The sequence below is a fragment of the Pseudoalteromonas sp. MIP2626 genome, assembly GCF_013414205.1.
GTDB classification, from domain to species: domain Bacteria; phylum Pseudomonadota; class Gammaproteobacteria; order Enterobacterales; family Alteromonadaceae; genus Pseudoalteromonas; species Pseudoalteromonas nigrifaciens.
In genome coordinates this window covers 16,948-40,552 of sequence record NZ_JAATTW010000007.1, presented here as the reverse complement: position 1 = coordinate 40,552, position 23,605 = coordinate 16,948, and the positions used below count along the sequence as shown (strand labels likewise).

The 23,605-nt window shown below is 39.6% G+C and carries 18 protein-coding genes; 5 read left to right on the top strand and 13 right to left on the bottom strand.

What is annotated here, in order from left to right:
• Positions 1-24: 24 nt before the first annotated feature.
• The gene (grxC, locus tag HC000_RS05805) at positions 25-294 is read right to left on the bottom strand and encodes a glutaredoxin 3 (RefSeq protein ID WP_011327079.1); all 270 of its coding nucleotides are present in this window, start codon (positions 292-294) and stop codon (positions 25-27) included.
• A 31-nt stretch (positions 295-325) separates the two neighbouring features.
• Entirely contained in the window at positions 326-757 is a 432-nt protein-coding gene (locus HC000_RS05800; protein ID WP_011327078.1) for a rhodanese-like domain-containing protein, read from the bottom strand.
• A gap of 628 nt (positions 758-1,385) precedes the next feature.
• Between HC000_RS05800 and gpmM the strand changes: the two genes are divergently transcribed.
• The 4 genes from gpmM (at position 1,386) to HC000_RS05780 (ending at position 6,223) form a co-directional block, all read left to right on the top strand.
• Positions 1,386-2,930, top strand: coding sequence for a 2,3-bisphosphoglycerate-independent phosphoglycerate mutase (gene gpmM, locus HC000_RS05795; RefSeq protein WP_089367686.1), 1,545 nt, complete (start codon positions 1,386-1,388; stop codon positions 2,928-2,930).
• A gap of 3 nt (positions 2,931-2,933) precedes the next feature.
• Positions 2,934-4,076: a peptidoglycan DD-metalloendopeptidase family protein gene (locus tag HC000_RS05790; RefSeq protein WP_179807183.1), complete on the top strand. Its 1,143-nt coding sequence runs from the start codon at positions 2,934-2,936 to the stop codon at positions 4,074-4,076.
• A gap of 68 nt (positions 4,077-4,144) precedes the next feature.
• The gene (locus HC000_RS05785; protein ID WP_179807182.1) at positions 4,145-5,410 is read left to right on the top strand and encodes a S41 family peptidase; all 1,266 of its coding nucleotides are present in this window, start codon (positions 4,145-4,147) and stop codon (positions 5,408-5,410) included.
• Between the two features lie 72 nt (positions 5,411-5,482).
• A complete protein-coding gene (locus HC000_RS05780) occupies positions 5,483-6,223 on the top strand; it encodes a divergent polysaccharide deacetylase family protein (protein WP_179807181.1) in 741 nt (246 codons plus the stop codon).
• A 743-nt stretch (positions 6,224-6,966) separates the two neighbouring features.
• Here the strand turns inward: HC000_RS05780 and cas6f are convergent.
• The 11 genes from cas6f to HC000_RS05725 all read right to left on the bottom strand — a co-directional run bounded on the left by cas6f (position 6,967) and on the right by HC000_RS05725 (position 22,001).
• Positions 6,967-7,578, bottom strand: a complete 612-nt coding sequence (cas6f, locus tag HC000_RS05775) for a type I-F CRISPR-associated endoribonuclease Cas6/Csy4 (RefSeq protein WP_179807180.1) — start codon at positions 7,576-7,578, stop codon at positions 6,967-6,969.
• Positions 7,579-7,580: 2 nt separating this feature from the next.
• Positions 7,581-8,633 carry a type I-F CRISPR-associated protein Csy3 gene (csy3, locus tag HC000_RS05770; protein ID WP_179807179.1) on the bottom strand — a complete coding sequence of 351 codons (1,053 nt, stop codon included), beginning with the start codon at positions 8,631-8,633 and terminating at the stop codon, positions 7,581-7,583.
• Positions 8,634-8,647: 14 nt separating this feature from the next.
• On the bottom strand, positions 8,648-10,735 hold the full coding sequence (locus HC000_RS05765) for a type I-F CRISPR-associated protein Csy2 (RefSeq protein ID WP_179807178.1): 2,088 nt from the start codon (positions 10,733-10,735) through the stop codon (positions 8,648-8,650).
• 4 nt (positions 10,736-10,739) lie between these two features.
• Complete coding sequence (locus tag HC000_RS05760) at positions 10,740-11,969, bottom strand: TniQ family protein (protein ID WP_179807177.1); 1,230 nt, start codon at positions 11,967-11,969, stop codon at positions 10,740-10,742.
• 92 nt (positions 11,970-12,061) lie between these two features.
• Positions 12,062-12,232, bottom strand: coding sequence for a hypothetical protein (locus tag HC000_RS05755; protein ID WP_179807176.1), 171 nt, complete (start codon positions 12,230-12,232; stop codon positions 12,062-12,064).
• 144 nt (positions 12,233-12,376) lie between these two features.
• Positions 12,377-15,682 carry an HsdR family type I site-specific deoxyribonuclease gene (locus HC000_RS05750; protein WP_179807175.1) on the bottom strand — a complete coding sequence of 1,102 codons (3,306 nt, stop codon included), beginning with the start codon at positions 15,680-15,682 and terminating at the stop codon, positions 12,377-12,379.
• A gap of 59 nt (positions 15,683-15,741) precedes the next feature.
• The gene (locus tag HC000_RS05745; protein WP_179807174.1) at positions 15,742-17,481 is read right to left on the bottom strand and encodes an SWIM zinc finger family protein; all 1,740 of its coding nucleotides are present in this window, start codon (positions 17,479-17,481) and stop codon (positions 15,742-15,744) included.
• 8 nt (positions 17,482-17,489) lie between these two features.
• Positions 17,490-17,648 carry a hypothetical protein gene (locus HC000_RS05740; protein WP_179807173.1) on the bottom strand — a complete coding sequence of 53 codons (159 nt, stop codon included), beginning with the start codon at positions 17,646-17,648 and terminating at the stop codon, positions 17,490-17,492.
• 66 nt (positions 17,649-17,714) lie between these two features.
• Complete coding sequence (locus tag HC000_RS05735; protein WP_179807172.1) at positions 17,715-19,202, bottom strand: restriction endonuclease subunit S; 1,488 nt, start codon at positions 19,200-19,202, stop codon at positions 17,715-17,717.
• A gap of 86 nt (positions 19,203-19,288) precedes the next feature.
• Positions 19,289-20,353 (bottom strand): PDDEXK nuclease domain-containing protein, encoded by a 1,065-nt coding sequence (locus tag HC000_RS05730; protein WP_179807171.1) that lies wholly within the window; start codon positions 20,351-20,353, stop codon positions 19,289-19,291.
• Positions 20,346-22,001: a class I SAM-dependent DNA methyltransferase gene (locus HC000_RS05725; RefSeq protein WP_179807170.1), complete on the bottom strand. Its 1,656-nt coding sequence runs from the start codon at positions 21,999-22,001 to the stop codon at positions 20,346-20,348. The genes HC000_RS05730 and HC000_RS05725 overlap by 8 nt, the downstream gene beginning before the upstream one ends.
• 259 nt (positions 22,002-22,260) lie before the next feature.
• Between HC000_RS05725 and HC000_RS05720 the strand changes: the two genes are divergently transcribed.
• On the top strand, positions 22,261-23,550 hold the full coding sequence (locus HC000_RS05720) for a pentapeptide repeat-containing protein (protein ID WP_179807169.1): 1,290 nt from the start codon (positions 22,261-22,263) through the stop codon (positions 23,548-23,550).
• The last annotated feature ends 55 nt before the right edge of the window (positions 23,551-23,605 follow it).

Below are 23,605 nucleotides of genomic sequence, written 5' to 3'. Positions count from 1 at the left end.
TTCGTTATTATAATTAGTTAAAATTTAAGCGTTTAGTGTGGCATTTAGCTTTTTATCAAGTTGACCTTGTGCTTCTATTGCCATCATGTCGTCGCAGCCACCTATATGCTCATCATTAATAAAGATTTGCGGTACCGTGCTTGCGCCGCCTGCTTTGGCGATCATTTCATCGCGCAGCTCAGGCTGTACACCAATATCAAAGTTTGTGTATTGCACACCTTTACTGTCTAAAAGTGCACGAGCACGTTGACAAAAAGGGCAATACGCTTTGGTGTATAAAACAACATTACTCATAATATATCCTCTATCGGACTGCTAATATTTATTAGCGACCGGTTGTAGTTGGTAAGCTCGCAGATTGCCACGCGCCCATACCACCAGATAACACACTTACCTGCTCAAAACCCGCTTTATGCATAGCGGTTGCAGTTCCTGAAGCGGTCATGCCTGTAGTACATACCAATATAATGGGTTTACTCTTATACTTTTCAAGGTTTGAAAAGTCAGATTTTTTCGCATTTTCAGGGCTTAAATGCTGAGCACCGGCAATATGTCCGGTGTTAAACTCTTTTTGCGCACGCATATCAATAACTTGACCGTCTTCACGGTTGATAAGCAGCGTTAACTGCTGAGGGTTTATTTGGCGCACTGCTGAGAGTTTACTTTTGATCCAACCACTAACAATAAGAAACACAATACCCACCCAAGCTGCACTTAAAATTGGGTGATTGGTGATAAATTCAATATATTGATCCATTCGACATCCACTATAAAATTACATCCTAAAACGTGATGTTTTAGCTATTTTTTTCGTTCAATACCAATTGCATTAACCCTATAAGCAAGTATAACAAGAGGTAAGCTACCCACAAACAACATAAAATTTAAACAGGAGTACTCACTTCTGTAAAAATTTTAAACACAATATATACCTAATTTACCTTACTCACATACACAGCGCTTTAATAAAGTTGGTATTATACCAATTGCATTAAATTAATGGGCTATTGTAGCGTCAATAAATGATTCAATAACAAGTAAAAAATGATGATATATAGTTGTTCTATATAAATTATTTTTAACGCAGTTAGTGAGCTATTTAATCAGCTAGAATGTGCATGTTTTTAATAAAATTGGTATTAGCTGCGCAAGTATACCCAAATCAGCTAAAAATGCGAGTTAAGGCAAAGCATAATACGCTTTTACGAGGTGTTTTTAGTAAGAACAAAGTAACAGCTTGTTGTTAATTTTTAGCCAGATATTAAAAAGTTTTAATATCTTATTTTGATTGCTGATCCTAGCTATAAAACACGGTATGCTTAGCATCAGCATGTTAGCGGTAATGTTAGCGTGTTTTATCGCAACGTTAACCTTGAGGAGTGACTATGTCAGAGCATAAAAAACCACTGGTATTAATGATTTTAGATGGCTGGGGATACCGCGAAGATGAGCAAAGTAATGCGATTCTGGCTGCAAACACCCCTGTATTAGATGAATTATGGGCCACCCGCCCGCGCACATTAATTTCAGCTTCGGGTTTTGATGTAGGCCTTCCTGATGGTCAAATGGGCAACTCTGAAGTTGGCCACGTTAATTTAGGCGCAGGACGCGTTGTTTATCAAGACTTCACTCGCATAACAAAAGCGATAAACGATGGCGAGTTTGACTCCACTCCTGCACTAGTCGATAACATAGATAAAGCCGTAAGTGCCGATAAAGCCGTGCACATTATGGGGCTATTAAGCCCAGGCGGCGTACACAGCCACGAAGATCATATTGTGGCAAGTATTGAACTTGCTGCAAAACGCGGTGCAAAAGAGGTGTACTTTCATGGCTTTTTAGATGGCCGCGACACACCTCCACGCAGTGCTAAAGCTTCTATTGAACGCATTGAAGCAGTATTTGCAAAGCTACAATGTGGCCGCTTAGCATCGCTAATTGGCCGTTATTACGCAATGGACAGAGACAACCGCTGGAACCGCGTAGAAAAAGCCTATAACTTACTTACGTTAGCACAAGGCGACTTTAGCTACCCGACTGGCGTGAGCGCACTTGAAGCTGCTTATGAGCGCGACGAAAACGATGAGTTTGTAGCCGCAAGCACCATTACTCCTGCAGGCGCAGAGCCTGTACAAATTAACGATGGCGACACGGTTATATTTGCTAACTTTAGAGCCGATCGCGCCCGTGAAATTACACGTGCATTTGTTGAGCCTAACTTTGACGGTTTTGCCAAACAAAAATCACCTGCCCTTAGCGCATTTGTAATGATGACCGAATACGCTGCAGATATAGACGCCCCGGTTGCATTTGGCCCCACGCCACTGGTAAACGTACTTGGCGAATGGTTTGAAAAACACGGTAAAACTCAACTACGTATTTCAGAAACCGAAAAATATGCTCACGTAACGTTTTTCTTTAGTGGTGGCCGCGAAGACGAGTTTAACGGTGAAACCCGCGAGCTTATCCCTTCACCACAAGTTGCAACCTACGATTTGCAGCCCGAAATGAACTCAGAAATGCTTACCGACAAACTCGTTGCGGCAATTAAAAGCGGCAAATACGACGCTATTATTTGTAACTACCCTAACGGCGATATGGTGGGTCACTCTGGTGTATTTGCAGCGGCAGTTAAAGCCTGCGAAGCAGTTGATCACTGTATTGGCCGCGTAGTAGCAGCACTTAACGAATATGGCGGTGAAGCGCTTATTACTGCCGACCATGGTAATGCTGAGCAAATGGCCAACCTTAAAACAGGCCAAGCCCATACTGCACATACTAGCGAGCCGGTGCCATTTATTTATGTGGGCCGCGACGCAACACCATCTGAGGGTAAGGCGCTTAGTGATGTAGCGCCTACTATGCTGCACTTAATGGGCATGGAGCAGCCAACTGAAATGACAGGCAAACCTATCATGACGTTGAAATAATCTATGCAAAAATGTATTAATAGCGTTACTCAGCTAATTTTAATACTGACTTTTTTAGCGACTGCAACTGCAGTCGCTAATGAAGATCGTACCAAAAAAGATCTCAGCGAAGTACAAACGGCACTTAAGCAAAGCCAATCTGAATACAACGCGCAACGCAAAAAAGTTGCCACGCTACAAAAAAACCTACAACAGCACGAACTCGAAATAGCTAAAAACGCCAAAGCCCTAAATATGGCTGAGCAGTCGATTAAAAAAACCGAACAACAGCAACAACTGCAACAGCAAAAAGCCGATCAACTCGAACAACAACATGCACAGTTTCAACACGCATTAGCTGCGCAACTTAAAAGTGCTTATATGGCCGGTGGCGACGATGATTATGCAAAAATGCTGCTCAACCAAGAAGACACGGCTAAATTTGAGCGCACCCTAAGCTATTATAATTATTTAAATAAAGCCCGTATTGAACAACTCGAAGAGCTAAAAGCGCTGCAGTTACAAATAGCGAAAAACCAGGCTGAACTGGCTAAAACAAAGCAAAAACTAGTAAACCTGCATGATGAACAAAAAAGACGCCAAACTGCATTAGTTAACGCCCAAAGTGAACGCCAAGCCAATTTAAAAAATTTACAGGCACAGCTAAATAACACTAAAAGCTCAATTAACTATTTAAAAGAAAACCAACAAACGCTGATCACAACTATTGAAGAGCTAGAGAAAGAAAAAAATAAAAAAGTTGAATTACTCGGCCTCAATAATAGCAAAGGTAAACTTAACTGGCCAAGCCGAGGTAAGTTAGAGCACACTTTTGGACAACGAAAACACGGTGGTATTGACTGGAAAGGCGTATTAATTGGCGCAAAAGAAGGCAGCAATATTAACAGTGTTCATAACGGCCAAGTGGTATTTGCCGATTGGTTAAAAGGCTACGGCTGGGTAATTGTAGTTGACCATGGTGAGGGCTTTATGAGCCTTTACGGCCATGCACAAACCTTATTGAAAGATGTTGGCGACATGGTAAGAGAAGGCGAAACTGTAGCGCTAGTTGGCCAAAGCGGCGGGCAAGCAAGTTCTGGTCTATACTTTGAAATACGCCACAAAGGGCGTGCAGTAAACCCTGAAAAATGGTGCAAACGCATTTAGCAAATACCAATCTTATTTAAAACATACCATTGGTATAAATTAACCGCTGCGCCGCATTGGAGCAGCCGATGGACAAAAAAAGCACCGTAGCAAAATGGTTTAAAAATACAGGCTTTACGCTTAACTTAAGCCTGTATTTACTTGCCCTATTAATTTTTATTAGCTTTTCAGCTAATGTGTTTTCTAGTTCGATTAAAGAATTAAAAAACCAACAAATAACCGAAATCCTATTTAATATTCATACCTACTACGTTGAAGATCTTGCACTCCAAAACACCACACATACTAGCTATAACAACCAACAATTTGCGCATTTATATGCCCAGCTCGATCCCTACTCTAAATACCTTGATGAACACGAATTAAATACTTTATTTGATAACACTAATGGCCGCTATACCGGTTTAGGTATTGAGGTTAAACAAATAAATAACAGTGTAACCATTGTAAATGTAGTGAGTAACTCACCTGCTAAAAGTGCTGGAGTTATGGCCGGTGACATTATCATTAGCGTTAATAATCAAACAACACAACACAGCTCCGTAGAGCATGTTGCTCAGCTAATAACAGCAAGCAAACTTAGCAATATTAGCTTAACCATAAAGCGTGATAACCAACCGCAACCACTTAATTTTAATGTGAGTCGCCGTAAAATAAAACTTGAAAGCGTTACTAGTCAGCGCTTAGATTTAGGCAGCGGTTATTTAGCTATCAATAGTTTTTCTAACCACACTTTACATGAAGTGGCTTTGCAAATAGCAGCCATGCAAAATCACTTTGGGCACCCACTTAAAGGCCTAGTTATTGATTTACGTGATAACCCCGGCGGTACACTTAGAAGCGCTGTTGCGGTATCGGATCTGTTTTTACAAAACGGTACTATTGTTACAACCAAAGGGCGCTATAACGAGGCAAATAAAGCTTTTTATGCCAAACACGGAGACATTTTAAAAGGCGCCCCTATTGTCGTGCTAATTAACGAAAACTCGGCATCAGCAGCCGAAATTTTAGCTGCCGCATTAAAAGATAATAACCGCGCCAAGGTTGTTGGCAGCCAATCTTTTGGTAAAGGCTCAGTGCAATCGCTTATTCCACTTGGTGATGGCAGCACTGCATTAAAGCTCACTACAGCTAAGTACTTCACTCCTTTGGGGAAATCAATCGAGGGTGTTGGTATTACGCCCGACGTGGCGATTAATCAAACAACCCTTTCACAAAGTGATAAAGCCGTTATAATCAAAAACCAGCAAGCTAAAAGCAAACAAACACAACTAGCCAGCAAGGTAACTGATTTACAATTAGCTAAAGCTAAACAATTACTTAACCTGCAATAATTTTAGCCTTACTGATGTTGAATTAATAAGCTCTAAAAATAATAAAAACTATAAATTTAAAAAGCGATAAAGATGAAAGTAATTATAGGGCTGATATTGATGCTTGGTTTTGCGTCACTCAATGCTAAAGCCAAGCAAATAGCGATAGTAATAGACGACATAGGCTATCACCAGAGAGATTTAGAACTGTTAACTTTGCCTGGCCAAGTGTCGTATTCAATTTTGCCTCACACGCCTTATGCACAAGCTTTTGCCACTTTAGCCAGTAAAACAAATAAAGAGTTATTACTGCATATTCCCATGCAAGCACTTAACGGCAAGGAGCTTGGCCCTGGCGCACTTACGTTAAATATGAATAAAGAGCAGATACAGCAAATACTTGGCACTGCTTTGGCCAGTTTACCGCAAGTTAAAGGGGTTAATAATCACATGGGATCGGCGCTCACCCAGCAAGGTCAAGCTATGAGGTGGATAATGGAAGTGCTTAAAAAGCGACATTTATACTTTTTAGATAGCCGCACCACTGAATTAAGCCAGGCACAAAATGCCGCTAACTTTTTAGGCGTTGAAAATATTGGCCGTCATATTTTTTTAGATAACATAACCACACCAGAACAGTTACAACTGCGCCTAGATGAGCTAAAACAACACGCTACTGAGCATAAGTTTGCCATTGCAATTGCCCACCCCTACCCTGAAACAATCGCATTTTTACGCCACGTTTTACCACAGCTCAGCAAACAAGGTTTTGAATTAGTACCCGTATCTAAGCTGGTAGAGCGTAAATATATACAACTGGCAGAGAAGTACTAAAGAGTAAATTGCAGCGGTTAGTAAAAGCCAGCTCTTTAATAAGCGCGGCATAAAGCCCTGCCTACGCACAACTTAAACACTGACCGTGGCTAATTTCGACCTAGTACCTAATGTAGCTAATCCCTGGATATACCCACGTTATGTCGCAGTATGATTTCAGCGACAAAAATGTCGCTGCATGCAAAGCGTGACAAGCGCTAGATAGATATAACAATAACTTACAAATAACCTGCAATCATTCACTGACATAAAATACAACCATACAATGACATAGTGGAATAAAAGTTATTACGCTAAAAACAAAAAAACCAGCCTTCAAATATAAGACCGGTTTTTTCAATTACTACTCACTGCCTTTTCGGCAGAGTTGCATTAACTTAAACATCGAATCGATTGTTTTTATCTTCAGCTGCCTATACGGCAGGTCACCCAGACATGGTTGCGCTTTTTGCCTTGCTTCAATTCTCAGCTGCCTATACTATACGGCAGGTCACAAGACATGCTAGAGCGCGAAGGTGTTTTAACTATTCTCAGCTGCCTATACGGCAGGTCACGATTTTATTAGTCGTTTATCAAATTTTGATAAATTCTCAGCTGCCTATACGGCAGGTCACTATAAAAATAGCTAACCTTATTTATATAATTCATATAATTAAAAAGCAAATTCAATTTTACCCATATTTTTATATGTTTGCTCAGAGAGTATTAATATCAATGACTTATAATAACGCTATAAATAAAGGTTAATTACTATCTATTAAGGGTGATAAATCAGGAACCGTGCCTTTAAACTTTTCATTTGAGGCAAACCCATAATTACTAAAGTCTGGCTCTGCTTGGCAATCGGCATCTTGCTTTTGAATATGCAGAATATAATCTTCTTGTGAACTCTTACTAGTCATAGCCACCCTATGAAAAACATCGATCTCTCTGGGAACTTCGGGCTTTTTAGGGTTAAAATCTTCACCTCTTGCTAACGCTCTTTTTTGCAGGCGCTTTAATCTTCTTCTACTTTCACCTATGAATATTTTTGCTACCGCCTGATTACGTATAAAACATACTTCTTTGCAGCTGTCAGGTACGGCTAAAATTTGGCTTATTTTAAAAAAGCAACAATCTTGCATGTCAACAAAATATGCTTGCTCTTTAAGGATGTTTAAAATCTCCATGTCCTTATGAACAAAAGCAATTACATTGCCAATTGATGAATCAGACCACGCAGGAAACGTAACTCCCACCCCTTCAATATTATGCTTTAAAATAAACCCATGCATAATAGAAATACAACGGCCAGTAAGCAGTGCTAAATTAGCTTGTTTTGGTAAAAAGTGGATTGTGAAGTAATACCTTGCCATAACTACGCCTTTTTAGCTTCCGCTTTTTTCTGGAACATTCCACCCTTAATCAATACAGAAAATAAATAATAAATAGCTGGGTCTATATTTTCATTTTTATTAGTAATGCAATTTTTAAGGGCTGACAAATACCATTCAGTATTTTTAAAAATAGAATAAAAGTTCTGCTCAGAATTGGGAGGACGTCGGGCAATGCCTATTTCTTTATCTGCACCAAACTCATGCACACGTAACCTTTTACTTGCATCCTCATCCCACCAATCATCTATTGACTGAAGCGCCGCACCTATTTTTACTGAATTAAAACTTACAGCGTAACGGCCATCTGCACATTTAGCTTTTACAAACTGTTTAGAAGCCTCTCCTTGCTTAACTTTATCGTTAAGAATTTGGCTTGGGTAAACCTCTTGGCAAAATGAGGCTTCTATTTTCGCGGTTATATCAGCACTCCAAAACACATTGGGATCAGTTAATGCGCTCTCAATTTCATTACTTAGTTCTTCTAATACTTTTTGATCATCAGAAGTCCATTTGCTTTCCCAAGCCAGCTTACGAGTGTTATCGATTAAGTAACAATTCCCTTTGCTGGTTTTAATTTCAATTTGAGTGTTGCCGGTGTTTTGATTACGCCAAAGCCATGTACCTAATAAAATATTTCTGCAATAACGAGTAGCTAACTCTTTATAACCACCACACTCTTTAAATGTTTCTGCCAACTCTTTTAATAAAGAAAAAACATCTGGATCACTACAGCCTGAAGGGACCAACGAGTTAGCCTGTACTCTCAAAGAAAACCGACAAAATATATGTTCCACATTTGGAGGTACATAACACTCTTCAAGAGTTAATATATTATTATGTGTTAAGTCCTGAGGTGAAATGTTTTTTGGTAAAAACTGCGGGGTGAATGCTTCAGTAAAACCAGATTTAGGGCCTCTAATTTTATTAATATCAGCTTCTAGGGGAACAAAGTTAGAGTCAGCCGTTTTATAAAAAAACACAGCTTTACCAGGATAAAGCGAGCGATCATATTTCAATATATTACATAGTTCCATTGAGTACCTTCCGGTCAAACCTTTTTCATTAGCATAAACTTTTCTCGCGCATCTAGCATCCAAAAAGATGTTTTAAAATAATTGCTAATACCTTTTAACCTAATGCTAATGGCAGTTTCGTATTTCACCACTCCTATTGCTGGTTCAGCATAACAATGTAGTTTTTCAAGCGCTCCTACTCTAGCTTTGGGTTCAGTGAGTAATAAATATCCCATCATAGATGGGCTCAATTTAGAGTCATTATTTAATAATAAGAGTAGCTCATCTAAATCCTCTATTTTGTGGTCAGTTGGCATTACCCAACAACCTGATAAAGGGAGTCGCCTAAGCTTTTCAAACAGCTGATTTTCATTACTATACAAACAGCACCAATTTACGTTTGAAGTAAGCTCAGGCTGATGCATAACACCACCTGCAAAGTTAGATGGAAAATGCGCTTTCAAAATATCTGGCTCACTATCTACTGCTTGTAAATCATCATCATAGCCATCAATATGTACTATTAAATCAAATGCCAAGTCACAGTATTTGCCATCAATAATTCCTGGGCGCTTAAGCTTATTTTGCTGAGCGCCTTGCAGACTGAGTTCAGGAAGCTTTTTCCCTGCAACCGCAGCGTAATCCTTAATAAACCAAGAAAAAGATGTGAACCGTAAATTTGTCCCAAGCGCCTCATTAAGTTTTCTTTGGTAGCTATGAAGCATGCCCCAAACAGCGGTTAAAGATGGAATACCTGAGCAGTAAGGGTTTGATAGTGCTTGTGCATCAAACACGCGTATACCGCTTAAATGTAGATAACGATAATGTTCATCATCTTCTTCAACCAGTTCGTTTTTTTGATTTGTAAGATTAATAAGTAGCCATTGTAAAGCTGCTTTCAAAGGGCTCATTAATTTAGGGTGGAAAGCATACCTTTGTGTCATGCTCGCACTGCCAAGCATTTCATTTAGTAACCTAAATAAAGGAATAGTTAGCGAAGGGAGTTCATCGTCGGGCAGCGATAATATTTTATACTCTAGTTGGTCTGAAGCACTCTCAAGCTGTTCTAAGTCATGCCCATTCTCAATAAAATCTAAGCGCCATTCATATATAGGAGAAAACCACTCTAAAAGCGTACTTCTTACATCTCTAATACTTTTAACTTTTAGTTGTCTGCGTTGTTTAAGAGCCAACGCATTATTGTTAAATATAATACCCTCTAAAGCTTTAATAAATTCCGGTTTTAATAGTGCCCCAACGTTAAATACTGTTTGCCCATTATTAAATTTAAATTGCCGTGAATTACTTAAACCATGATATTTAGTTCGTATATCAGGAGGGTAGTTGAGCACATTAACAACCCCACCTAAGGAAGCTGCTAACATACTGACAGACGCTGGACGGGTAAACTCTAAATTGCTAACTCGAGCTCGTTTTTCAATTGCCGCCTGCTGAATTTTTGATTGAACAACATGGCTGATTACAGGCGTAACAGCCAAATAACCATCATGATAAGGCATTCTTACTTGGCGAGAATAGCGGTCAACAGAGTCGGGAATGCCCTCTTCAGGCAATGATTCTTTAACGGTTACACATAAGCTTTTAAAAGCCTTAACGGATAACCCCAGAGAGGTAAACGCGGCTTTCCAGTTATCCGAGTACGTAGCCAATACTTGTGCCAAACAACAATCTTCATCTTCCCATTTAAAGTAACTAATAAATAGTTTAGCTACATTCACCTTAGCTGAGTCATGTGACCAGCCATAGGCTTTAGGATAGTTAGCACTACTCAAAACATAAGAATGCAGTAGTGGAGGCTCTACAGCTAAATTTTGCTTACTTACTCTAATATCAGGGTACTTTAAATTATGAGTATGAAACCACGCTATTTCCTTAATACATTTATTAATATGATCTTCACTTTTTAAAGCCTGTTTTGCTAACTGCTTATCCAGTAAGTCATCAACTTGGTTTTTTCGGTAAGTCAGGTTTAACAAAATAATCAGAGCAGTGGCTTCGCTGCCTGTTATATCAATCGTTGTTGTGTAAGGGTTAAAAGCACGACGTATCAACCTATCTCGCTCAGCGATGTCTGTAATCTCTAACAGTTCTTTTAAATGCATATACTCACCATGCCGACAAATACATTCTAGTTTTATCATTTCCAAAACTAGTTTTGTACTCTATTACTCGCCTTAAAAAAAATACGCCCTTGTAAGGGTTGATTCGCTGGTTCATTTTATGACGAAATGCTGTCTGCAAAATACCATCCTGATACAATCTATAAACCTGCTCTATTGAAGTGCCTAACAAAGTTGCAGCCTCCAATACACTTACTAATAAATCGGCTGCGTTTGGTTTTTTAGTTTTAGGGTTACTCTCAACCAAAGTAACTAAATAATCTAATAGAGCCCTATAAATAAAGTGAAGCTCCTTCTGCTTTTGAGTATTAGGGCACGACAAAATAGCATCACCGAAAATAAACTTAAACTCAGTCTTATTAAACAAATCTATTAGCTTCATTTCTGCATTTTTACTTAATTCATCAAGCTCTTTGTAAAAGACTGCGGGCCACTTATTAAAATAGCCCACAACATCGTCTAAACAAAAGTTATCTGTTTGAGAATATCGCTCCTGATACCAAAGAAGCGCAGCAAAGCGTTCTGTAAGCGTGGTATTATTAAATAGCGGGTGGCTTTCATTGCGCTCATTTTTATCCAGCAATTTATTTAAATGCTCAATATCTAATGCATTTACAGGCGATGTATTAGCGCAAGACAGCTCAAAACCGCATGAACAATGAGTGATTGACTCATTTTCTATGTAGTTAATTGGAGCGCAGCATTCAGGGCAGTTATATAGCAAAGCACATTGATGTTTCACGCATGCATTTACCCACTTTATGTGCCAGCTTTGTTTTATGTAAGCTTCTTCGACAAGACATTGTGGACATACCGGAATCGAATCAACGGCATCTTCTGGGTGGTAACGAATAAATTTCTGGGGAATATCTACGCCATTTTTGTATAAGGCAGCTGAGGAGTTAAATTTAATATCTGACTTTAACAAAGCCAGTTTTTGTAGCTCGTATCGAGGTAAATCTAATAATGTTTCGAGTAAACCTAAAGCCCGCATTCTAAAGTGGCTATTGTGCTTGGCGTGGTAAACGTTGAGCCTTTTTAAATCTATCGGGAATGCACCATGCGCCTCAAAATCTAGTTCATGAAGCTCTTCGCGAATAGCTAAACTTAGTCCTTCATACGAGTCAAAAAAATTCTCTGACACGACGCGTAGCAAGTAACTTTCTAGCGACTCATCAGAAAATGCCCGAGCCTTGGGAGAAAATAGAAAAGCCATCCAACACCTGAAAACTTAGAAATCCTAAGCATTAAATTAAACTATTTTAACAAAAAAACAAGTCAATTCATCAATTTTGATAAAAGTTATATTCAGTCAAATTCACTATCCTTTGCTAACGACCAACCAGCTGCGTACAAAATACTTTTATCTCTTATGTGATGATTAATTGTATTTTTGTCGATAACAACTTCTGAGCTTTTTACTTTAGGGATTTTTAAGCTACTCTCTACACCTAATCCAATTGTAGGTGTGGCTTTCAACTGCTCTATCTTATCTTCTATAGAAACCTTTTGCAGTTTTGGAGCTTTATATGGTTTTGTATTTTGACTTTAATGTATACCAATCAAAAAAAGGTTCCATACCCTCAAAAAGCTGTCATTTGTTGACAATACCAAGCCAACTACTCAAGCCTCTTTATTCGCTTTCACATTTTGCGCTTGCTCAAATATTTCTTTATATACTTCATCGCGGCTGATGGGTGGGTATTTAAATTTAGCGAGTATTAAAATCAGCTCTACTTTGAGCGATGATTTAATATCGTCTCTGTTATTCCAATCTACAAATTTCACTTTGTCGTCTACGATTACTTTTACCGCTTGAGCCAGCTCAATTAGCTTATCTTCGGGGTAGTCAAAGTCGTACTTAACCGCTAACATTTTTAGGGCGTCGTAAAAGCCTTTTTCTTCAATATCAATGCCTAGCTCGTCGCCGGCGTTCATTTCGTTGCGTACGCTGTAAATCATATCAACCATGCTTTCTGAAAATTCATCAAGTACGCTACTTACCAGTACGTCATCTTCTTTTCGCTCGTTGTAGCGCTGTACCAGCGATTCAAAGCGTTTAGTAAAGTCAATACCTTGGGTTTGGTTTACTTTTTTAAGCTCGCCTATGGCTTTGGCTAGCATTTGTTGCAGTATTTTTATTTTGGTATTGGGGAGTTTTATTTTTTCTATTTTAGCGATGTAGTCGTCATTAAAAATGTCGATTTCGCCGCCGTCTTCATTGCCGAGTTTAAATACTTCCTCAACGCCGTCGCTTTGTAGGGCCTCGCTTATCATTTCACGTACTTTGGCGTTCATTTGCGCGGTATCGGGCGCTTCGCCTTTGGTAAACTTGTAAATAATAGAGCGGATAGCGAGATAAAAGTGAATGTGGTTACGCTCGTTTTCGTTTATTTTTTCACTGCCGCAACATACATCGTAAGCGGCTTTTAAACGCTTAACTAAATCCATAAAACGCTTTTGGCGTTTTTCGGTAATCATTGCAAATTCGGCAGCGTGATTTAAACAGTTTAGCTGGGCAACGGCTTCGCCTGTAAAGTAGGGGCTGCTGTCAAATTTATGAAATAACTCGGCAAGTAGCGATAAATGGTTTTTGACTTCAATAACCGAGGCGGTAATGTCTTCAAAGTTCGTTTCGTCTGTTTTTGAATACTGCGCTAACGCTTTATTCATTTCAGATTTAATGCCAATATAGTCAACCACTAGGCCTTTATCTTTGCCTTCAAACTGGCGATTAACCCGCGAAATAGTTTGTATTAAGCTGTGCTTTTGCAGCGGCTTATCTATGTACATGGTATCTAAAAATGGCACATCAAAACCGGTTAGCCACATATCGACCACTATGGCTATTTTAAAGTTTGAGTTTTTGTTTTTAAATTGCTTATCAAGCTCTTTACGTTCGTCTTTACTGCCAAGTAAATTATATAAGCGTTCAACGTCGTCTTTGCCACGGGTCATCACCATTTTTACTTTTTCAGACGGGGCTGCAATACGGCCCTCGCTAATAGCGCGCTTTCGCTCGGTATCTGATAGCTTTTGGGCCTCATCAGTATCTACTACATCAAACCACTGTGGGCGCAGTTCTTCTAACTCTTGATACAGCTGATAGGCAATGCCACGCGAGCTACACACAAACATCGCCTTTCCTGCAACCGTAGAACCTTCCTCAACGCGTTTTTCGTAATGTTCAACAAAGTCCCTTGCTAATACACGTATGCGGTCAGGATCGCCTAAAATGCTATTCATGTTGGCGGTGGCTTTTTTACTGTCTTCTATTTGCAGCTCGTTACTGCCTGCATCGGCACATTCTTTGTAATAGGCTTCAATTTCTGCCAGCTTGCTATTGTTTAAACACACCTTGGCGGCGCGGCCTTCGTACACAATGCGTACGGTTATTTCATCTTTAACCGACTCAGTCATGGTGTACGAGTCAACCACTTCACCAAACACATCTAAAGTCGCATCCACTGGCGTGCCTGTAAAACCAACATAGGTAGCGTTTGGCAGTGAATCGTGCAGGTATTTAGCAAAACCAAAGGTCTTTTTTACCCCCTTTTCGGTAATGGTAATTTTTTGATCAAGATTTACTTGGCTACGATGCGCCTCATCAGAAATACAAATAACGTTAGTGCGGTCAGTTAATAACTGGGTATCTTCGGTAAACTTATGAATAGTTGTTAAAAATACCCCGCCACTATTACGGCCCTCTAATAACTCACGTAGGTGAGTACGGCTGGTCACTGTTTTTACCGTATCATCGCCAATGTAGGTTTTAGCATTGCCAAATTGCTGCGAAAGCTGATCGTCTAAATCGGTTCGGTCGGTAATTAAAATAATGGTGGGGCTTTTAAGCTCAACGCTTTTCATCAATAGGCGTGTTAAAAATTGCATGGTGTAACTTTTACCGCACCCAGTTGCGCCAAAGTACGTACCGCCTTTACCGTCGCCTTGTGGCTTTAAATGCCGCTTTATATTTTCAAACAACTTATTAGCCGCATAATATTGCGGGTAACGCGGCACAATTTTTATCTCTTTTTTGCCCGCGTTTTTATTATCAGAATCCGGAAAAAATACAAAGTTGCGCATTACATTGCGCAAGCGCGCTTTATCAAACAAGCCCTGCAATAAGGTATGTAACGAGTTAATACCCTCTTGCGCGGTTAGCTCTTGCCCCGTAACTTTACCCCAAGAGTAAAAAAACTGATATGGCGCAAATAAGTTACCCATTTTATTGTTTACGCCATCGCTTATAACGCACAAGGTATTAAACACAAATAACTGCGGAATAGCGCGCCTATAGCGAATAGTTAACTGCTCATACGCTTCAAAAATTGGGGCTTGCTCGCGTATTGCGCTTTTAAATTCAAACACAACTAGTGGTAAACCATTCACATATAAAATGCCATCAGGAATACGCAGTTCAATATTATCGTAGCTTGTGGGGCTTTCTATTTCTAACTGGGTAACAAAGCGATAAATGTTGTCGTCTTGCAGGTAAGTAACGCTTGCTTCACTTACTTTATCTAAAGTAGCCATAACACTGCCTGCTATTAGGCTACTTTTAATGCCTTGTTCAACGTTATCGTAATCAAGCAGCTGAACATACAAATCTTTTTGCGCTGCACTGCCTGCAACCATTCCACGCTCGCGACTCAACAAAAATCCATCACTCAGCCACTTACAAAAGGTTTTATTGCTCTCGTATAAATCACTGGCTGGCAGCTTTTCAAGCTTTGCAATAATTGAGTCTACTTCGCCGGTGGTAATATTATTTTTAGCGTAACGTTTGGTTAAAAAAGCACGTAAGTCGTCTTTAATTAATACCTCGCTATTATTGCGAGTAAGCTCACCGCCTAATAAATGCGGGTAGCCTTGCTCGCCTAATAGCTCAACCACCGCTTGTTCTAATTTGGCTTCAGTAAATTTCATCTATTTAGCACCGTCCGCTGGTTTATTCATGTTAGTTATTATTTTTTAAACGTTTATTCTTAGCTACAATGCGGGAAGTATTCCCGCAACAACTTCATCATATTGCGTTTTTGCTTAAACTTCTTAGCCAATGTAGTAATCATTTCATATAATAGCGTGCAGTCGGCATTTTTGTCTTTTAAGCTTTTTTCTATTTTAATTAATAAATTAGTTGCTTCACGGTAAGCGTCATTATTGGTTTGTCCAATTATGTTGCTAAGTGATTTGTGATACAAGTCAATCGACTCTTGTGGATATTGCGCCATAATTAAACCAGCCAACGTTATCAATTGACTCGACTTAACCTCATGCTTTACTGCCCATGAACGTGCTTTTTCAATGTCATTTTGATCAATATAAAAATCCAGTAACTCGCACGGGTAATTAGAAAAACGATTAACCCTTTGGTTTGACTGAGTGTATTGCTGTGAAAGAGATAGCAATAGCTGCTCTACTTTTTGCGTAAACTGGGCATCAATGATGCCGGTTTTTTGTTGCAATGCGTGTAAACCTTTAAAGCCATTAAAACTCGGGTTATCTACAAATAACTGCCACGCGATTGCCCATGCGGTTTTAAATTCTGACAATTCAAGGCGAAGTTCTATTTCATTGCGTTTACATGCAAGCACTTCATGTGGCTTACTTGCCCGTTGATACGCTTGCTTTAAATAGTACTCGGCATCTAATAGCTCATTACGGTCTTTGCAAAGCGCACTTATTTTTAAATAATCCGACGAGTCATGGGCTGTTAGTTTAATTAAACGCAGTTGCGCTTGCCAATCATCCTGCCCTTGCGCTTGTTTTATTAATATCGACGTAAGGCGTGTAAGCGCGCTTTTTTGCCTCCAATCACTAAAGTCAACGCCCGCGTGTAGTCGCTTTTCTATTGCAGTTGTACACAGTGCTAAAAACAAGGTATTTACACTGGGTGTTATATCAAAGTCATGCGGTACACTCGGGAATACATCGTATTTGTAATCTTCAAAGTGTTCAAAAATCCACTGCGCTTTTTGCTCATCAGACCAAGGCAGTTGATTAAAAAGCTCGCTCAGATTTTGGTTAAGTTGCTCTTCTAAACCAAAGCGAAAGCCGCCGGAGTCATCAATTTCTTCAAGTACGGTGTTCAAACGCACCAAGGCTTTAAAATTCAACTGCCATTGCTGATCAACGGGCAGTTTTTCTATCGCAGGAAATATCATTTCAAACAGTGAGTCAGCATCAGCAAAATAGCTACTTACTTCATTCCAGCCCCATACTGATTTTTTAGGCAAGGCTTTAGTGATAAGTTTGCTTAGCTCACCTGTACTCATGGCTTGCTTGTCGTTTGACATCATAAATACCCATTTATCGTATTCATGCTCTGACCCATCTAAAAAACCCATGATTATATCGGTAAGTTCATTAGCTGGTTTATCTAAAAACCACGCCATTAATGCCCCGCGTTCGTTGCCTTGTGCTGTAGCATCGGCGTTTGCGTTGGCTAATTCAGTAGCAGATAAACTGTTTACTTTGAGCGCCACGGCAATGGCATGTTTACATACCTCTTGATAATCGGCTGCGGGGCACGTACAGCTTGCCACGCATTGCGCACCTGCTATATTTTCTAAGGTGACTTTGTATTTATACTGTCCCGCCACGCTCGCCATTGCTTGATCACCCACAATAAGTAACTTACTGACATTATTTGATGCGTACAAACCATAACCCAAATCGTAAGTTTTGCTGGCTACGCGTTGCTCTATTTCCTTTAAATCAAACATACTAATTCTTATTCACTCATTGTGTTAATTGGCAAAGCGCGTAGGTCTTCTTTAATTAATACACCGTTATTATTGCGGCTTAGCTCACCGCACAATAAATGTGGGTAGCCTTGCTCGCCTAATAGCTCAACCACCGCTTGTTCTAATTTGGCTTCAGTAAATTTCATCAAACATCCTTATTCTTTTTATTGTGACTTTGAACCGCTCAGCTAAGATTATTAATCGGCCACTTTTTAACCAATAGCTACATCGGGTATTTGTAATTCGCCAGAGATGAGCTTTGGTAGCAAAGTGTCACGGAGCTTGGTTAATACCTCAACTTGTGCACTATTTTTTGACATTTTATCTAAATACTCACCGCAAAGAACGTGAAATAGATTTTGAATGTTATTTGTACCTATACATACTTCTTGATTTCCGAAATCTCCTTTTCTAAAAAACTCACGAGCACTACCTGAAGCTAAACCAAGTGATTTTGATACTAGTCTATCAAGCATGTATTTTATGAATGATTGCTCAACCCCACTATCTTTTTTCGTACGGAAACACCACATGTTTTGATTTCTCAGCGCAGGTAAATTATGAGGATAGATAATTGCACACTTTCCAACGCTTGCGCCAACCATAACCAAATGATAATCAAAAGGTTGGGACAAATACTTATTATGACTAGTCATAAATTCATCAGGGAGATAAACATCATCTGTTGCTTTTTTTACTTCGTTCCCCTTGAAGTTTTTAGTTCTTAATACAAAATTGCCGCTCTCAATATAGTCCCCACTTTTAAAAGCAAAACCATTAAGTATTTCTGAAAATGATGAAAGTTTACGAATATTCCACCCCTTTGGTATCCAGCCTAATTGTTCATGGTGCTCGAACTCATTGGGGAAGTGGGCATGGGTGTTGGCGTGTTGGGCTAATATATTAGGGTTGGCGTTTAAGTTTGCTTTAACGGGTGTTTCAGCGGCTTTTTCTGATACTTGCACTGCTGATTGTGTTGCTTTTTTTGTTGCTTCTTTTGTTGGTAGCTGTGCTTGTAACTCGTGAGCGAGCGCACTGAGTGATGCTTTGCATTCTGCCGCATTATGTAAGCTATTCAGTGCCGCTAAGCGGCGCTGTGCTTTTTGCTTTAACTCATCAGGCAGACTAGTTTCAAGGTTTTCTAACTTAAAATCAACGCTGGCAAGAAGGTTGTCAAACACAGGATCAAAATCAACAAACCAACTTTTAAATAGCGCCTGCGCCATTTGTTCTAGAGTTTGGTTGGTTTTCTGATTGAGTTCTATTTTTTTGTCTAAATCAAATAGTTTAAGCGCCAAGTTTCTTTGATGTACAGGGTCAACAGGCACTTTTACTTTTGCTTTATGTATATGATTTCTATTTATTCCAGGTACAGCTCCTTTATCTGTGTAGTCGGAATACCTGATTGTCTTTAGAAAGTAATAAACATATAAAGGATCATTCCCTTTAAAATCTTTAACGTACAATGTTGTATTTAATGGCCAAAAATCATCTTCGATATAAAATACTTCACCAATAGTTCCATATCGTCCAGTAACGACACCCGGAGCTTTAACTTTTATTTCGTTATGCTCACCAGAAGATCCAGATGAAGACACAACGGGAACACCACCATTCACTCTCTTTGTTTTAGGTAAGTCATAGCCACGCTTCAACTCGATTAAATCACCAAGCTCGCAATCAATCCAATCACTCCCCATAGCCCAACGCCTCCAAGTTTTTACGAATGACTTTATCAAGCTCATCACTTTGCTTCATCTGGCTATCAACAACACCCACTATTTGTTTATTCATCATCTTGGCCTCTGGCTTGCTGGTTAAGCAACTGCGCTTGCACACGTTCGCGTTCTTTTTGGAGTTCTATGCGCAGCTCTTCTTCGCTGGGTAAGTGGGCTAAATATTTTGCGGCAAAGAGTTGTTTTTGGTCGCTCAGTACCGAGTATTTAACAACGGCTTCGCTTTTTTCACTGCATAAAACAAGGCCAATAGTAGGATTGTCGTCGCTGCTGGTGTGTAAGTCATCGTACAAGCGAATGTAGGTATCCATTTGGCCTATATCTTGGTGTTTGAGTTTGCCAATTTTTAAGTCGAGCAATAAAAAACACTTGAGTTTAAAATTGTAAAAAACGAGGTCGATATAAAAGTCTTCGTCGTCAAAGCGGATGCGTTTTTGGCGCTCTACAAAAGCAAAGCCTTTACCAAGCTCTAATAAAAACTGTTGTAAGTTATTTATAATGCCTTGCTCTAGCTCGTTTTCTTGATAGCTTTTATCTTGCAGGTTTAAAAAATCTAAAATGTAGGGATCGCGCAGGTAGTCTTTTGCGGACTCTGCCAATACCTGTGTGTTTTGTTGGGCTTCTTGCTCTACGGGTTGTTTGTTTTTACTTGAGAGCAAACGCTCGTAGTAAAGCGTACCAATTTGGCGTTCTAACGCACGCGCTGACCAATTTTGTAAAATGGCTTCATCTCGATACCAGTTGCGCGCACTTGAACTATCAACCCGTAATAGGGTGCGATAATGCGTCCAGCTTAATTCGAGACGCACTGCGTCTTGTTTTTCAAAGGCGAGATAAAAACGGCGCATATTACGCAGGTTGGTTATGTCAAACCCTTTGCCATAATCTGTGGTGAGTTGCTGCGATAGCCGCTTTAATGTTGCTTTGCCGTAGGCTGCGCGTGTTTCACCGCCTTGCTCATCTTCTACAATTAAGCGCCCTATTTGCCAATACGCTTGTAGCATGGCGGTATTAACAGTTTGTTTAACTTGCCCACGGGCTTGCTCAACAATGCGGCGAATATCAACTAATAAGTGCTGGTTTTGAGTAGATGAGTGTTCTTTACTGTTAGTCATTACGTTCTTCACTATCGCGCTTTTCAGCAAAACGTTCTTCGCCATAGCCTAAGGCCTGTAAGTTTTTACGAATGGCTTTATCAAGCTCATCGGCTTGACTCATTTGGCTGTAAAGGGTTTGGCTAAGTTCGCTCATTTTAGTTTCGAACGGGATGCCATCGTCTGCAATATCAGCAGCGCCCACATAGCGCCCTGGGGTCAGTACGTAGTCGTTCGCTTTTATATCCCCAAGGGTGGCTGATTTACAGTAACCGGCGATATCTTCATATTTTTGCTCTGTATCTGTGGTTAGCTCTTCGCCGCGCCAAAGGTGATAGGTTTGTGTAATTTTAGCTATGTCGTCGTTGGTGAGCTCTTTTAGAGTACGGTTAACCATAGAGCCCATTTCGCGAGCGTCTATAAATAGCGTTTCGCCTTGGCGGTCGCGGCGTTTTAATAGGCCTTTTTCGTTATTTCCGCGTTTATCTTTACTTATAAACCATAAACACACCGGAATTTGCGTGGTGTAAAACAACTGCCCTGGTAGGGCAATCATACAATCGACTAAATCGTTTTCGATTATTTTTTGGCGAATATCGCCCTCGCCACTGGTGTTAGAACTCATTGAACCATTAGCCAATACAAAGCCTGCGGTGCCATGCTCGCTAAGTTTTGAGATCATATGCATGATCCACGCATAGTTGGCATTACCGGTAGGCGGTGTTGGATAGCCTGCCCAGCGGGCATCGTCGACTAGCTCGTTATCGGCGCGCCACTGTTTTTGGTTAAACGGTGGGTTTGCCATTATGTAATCGGCTTTTAGGTCGGGGTGTTGGTCTTTAAAAAAGGTATCGCCTGCTATATCGCCTAAGTTGCCCGAAATACCGCGCACGGCTAGGTTCATTTTAGCCAGTTTATAGGTGGTGTTGGTGTACTCTTGCCCGTAAATAGACACATTTTTTTGGTTACCGTTATGGCTATTAATAAACTTAAGCGATTGCACAAACATACCGCCCGAGCCACAACAAGGGTCGTAAATTTTGCCTTCAAATGGTTCAATCATATCAGCAATAAGGGTAACAATTGACTTAGGCGTATAGAACTCGCCTCCGCCTTTACCTTCAGATGCGGCAAATTTACCTAAAAAGTATTCGTACACACGGCCGACTAAGTCTTCTTCTGTTTTTTCGTTTTGATTGGCAATGGTGTCGATATTATTAATGGTATCGATAAGCGCCGAGAGCTTACTGGCATCAAGCCCTAAGCGTGAAAAGTAGTTATCGGGCAATGCGCCAGCGAGTGATTTATTGTTTTTTTCGACCGCGTGTAGTGCGGTATCTATTTTTACGGCAATATCACCTTGCTTGGCGTTGGCTTGAATATACGACCAGCGTGCGTCTTCTGGTAGGTAAAACACGTTATCCATTGCGTAAAAGTCGACCATGTCGATGTATTCATCACCGTATTCGCTGGCAATGGCTTTTTTACGCCCTTCAAACTTGTCACTAATAAATTTAAGAAAGATTAAGCTTAAAACAATGTGCTTATATTCGGCTGATTCAACACTGCCGCGCAGTTTATTGGCGGCATCCCAAAGGGACTCTTCAAACCCGACTTGTGTTTTTTTTGCGGCTTTTTTTGTAGCAGGCTTTTTTGATGCAGCGTCCATGTGTTCTCTCTTTGCAAGAATATCAATATAAATTATTGGCTTATCATACCGCAAAGGTCGTGGTTTTTTGAATGTTAATTAGTAATAAATTGCTATTAAAGAAGAGGTTTAAGCATTAACTAAAAAACGGTAATTATGAAGAAGATTATTTAGCTTTTCTTTGGGTTAACTCTGCTCCTACTAAAGACTAAAAAATGAAATAGCTTTTTACTTATGATAAAACATAGGGCTGGGTTTACTTTTAGAGATATTGTTAAAAATGGAATTTGAAAAGCCAAATTTATTAAGCAAGGAAGTTAGTGTAGCTCTATGGCTTCAGGGGAAAGATGCTTGGAATGAGTGGGCAAAGAACAATCCGGACATGGGTGTTGACTTTAGTGGCGTGAAATTCTCAATACCCAACCTGTTAAAAATCGCTCCCAATAATAAAGTTTTATTAGAGACAAATGCGAAAGGTGATTTTTCGAACCTCACATTCGTTAACTACATTTTCCCTAATGTAGCTGATTTTTCAAATACTGAATTTAATATTCCTGCAATATTCGACAATGCTACTTTTAAAGAAACCGTAGACTTTTCAAGAGCTATATTTTCCCAAGATGCCTCATTCAATAGTGTTACGTTCAATAGTATTGCGTCTTTTCACAGCGCTGAATTTCAAAACTCAGTAGTTTTTGGTGATTGTGATTTCAAAGGAAATACACTATTCACTTGTTCACATTTTGAAATGTTAGCTTACTTCCCAAGTACTACATTCAACGAAGTAGTAGTTTTTGATCATTCAACTTTTGCTGGCGGTACTCATTTTAAAAATACTAAATTCTTGTGCAAAGAGGTTTGTTTTGAGTATATAGACTGTACAGACACATTTAACTTCGATGAACTTGATGCAAAAAAAGTAATAACACTGTCTTTCAAAGGAAGTGTATTTGAAAAAGATTTTAATATTAGTGGGCACTTTAAATGTATTCCAGATTTGAGAAGTACGAAGCTAAATCACCATACTGACTTAACTTCTATGGTATATACACTAAATCGCAAAAATATATTTTTTACTCCAATAAAAAAAGCAACTGACACACTCGATATTGGACGCCTATGTAGACTTAAAGAGCTTGCAGAACAAAATAAGAGTCATGATATGGCTCTGGCTTTTCATGCGGATGAACTTAGAGCTAAACGATGGAGTAGGCTCAATATTATACAGTCAGTTATGGATATAATTTATTCTGTTATCAGTAACTATGGGCAAAGTATAATGCGTCCCCTGCTGCTGATCGCTATATCTTTTCTTCTTTTTAATTCGTATATAATTTCAAAGTCAGACATTGAGATAAAAAGTGCTTACAAACCAGCTGCAACTTTATCTATAGCCACAATAACTCCTTTTTTATCAATATCAAAGGAAGCTAGAGAGCACGGTGCACAAGTGCTATTTGAAAAGCAATTACCTGAAAACTTTTATCTTTTTAGCTATGCTTACGCCAGCTCGTCATTTGTATTTCTATTCTTAATTGGGCTTGGTCTGCGTAACCGCTTTAGAATTTAAAAAGACTTAGAGAGTATGAAGTGCCCCATACGGCTACTTTTAAATTTTATGGCTT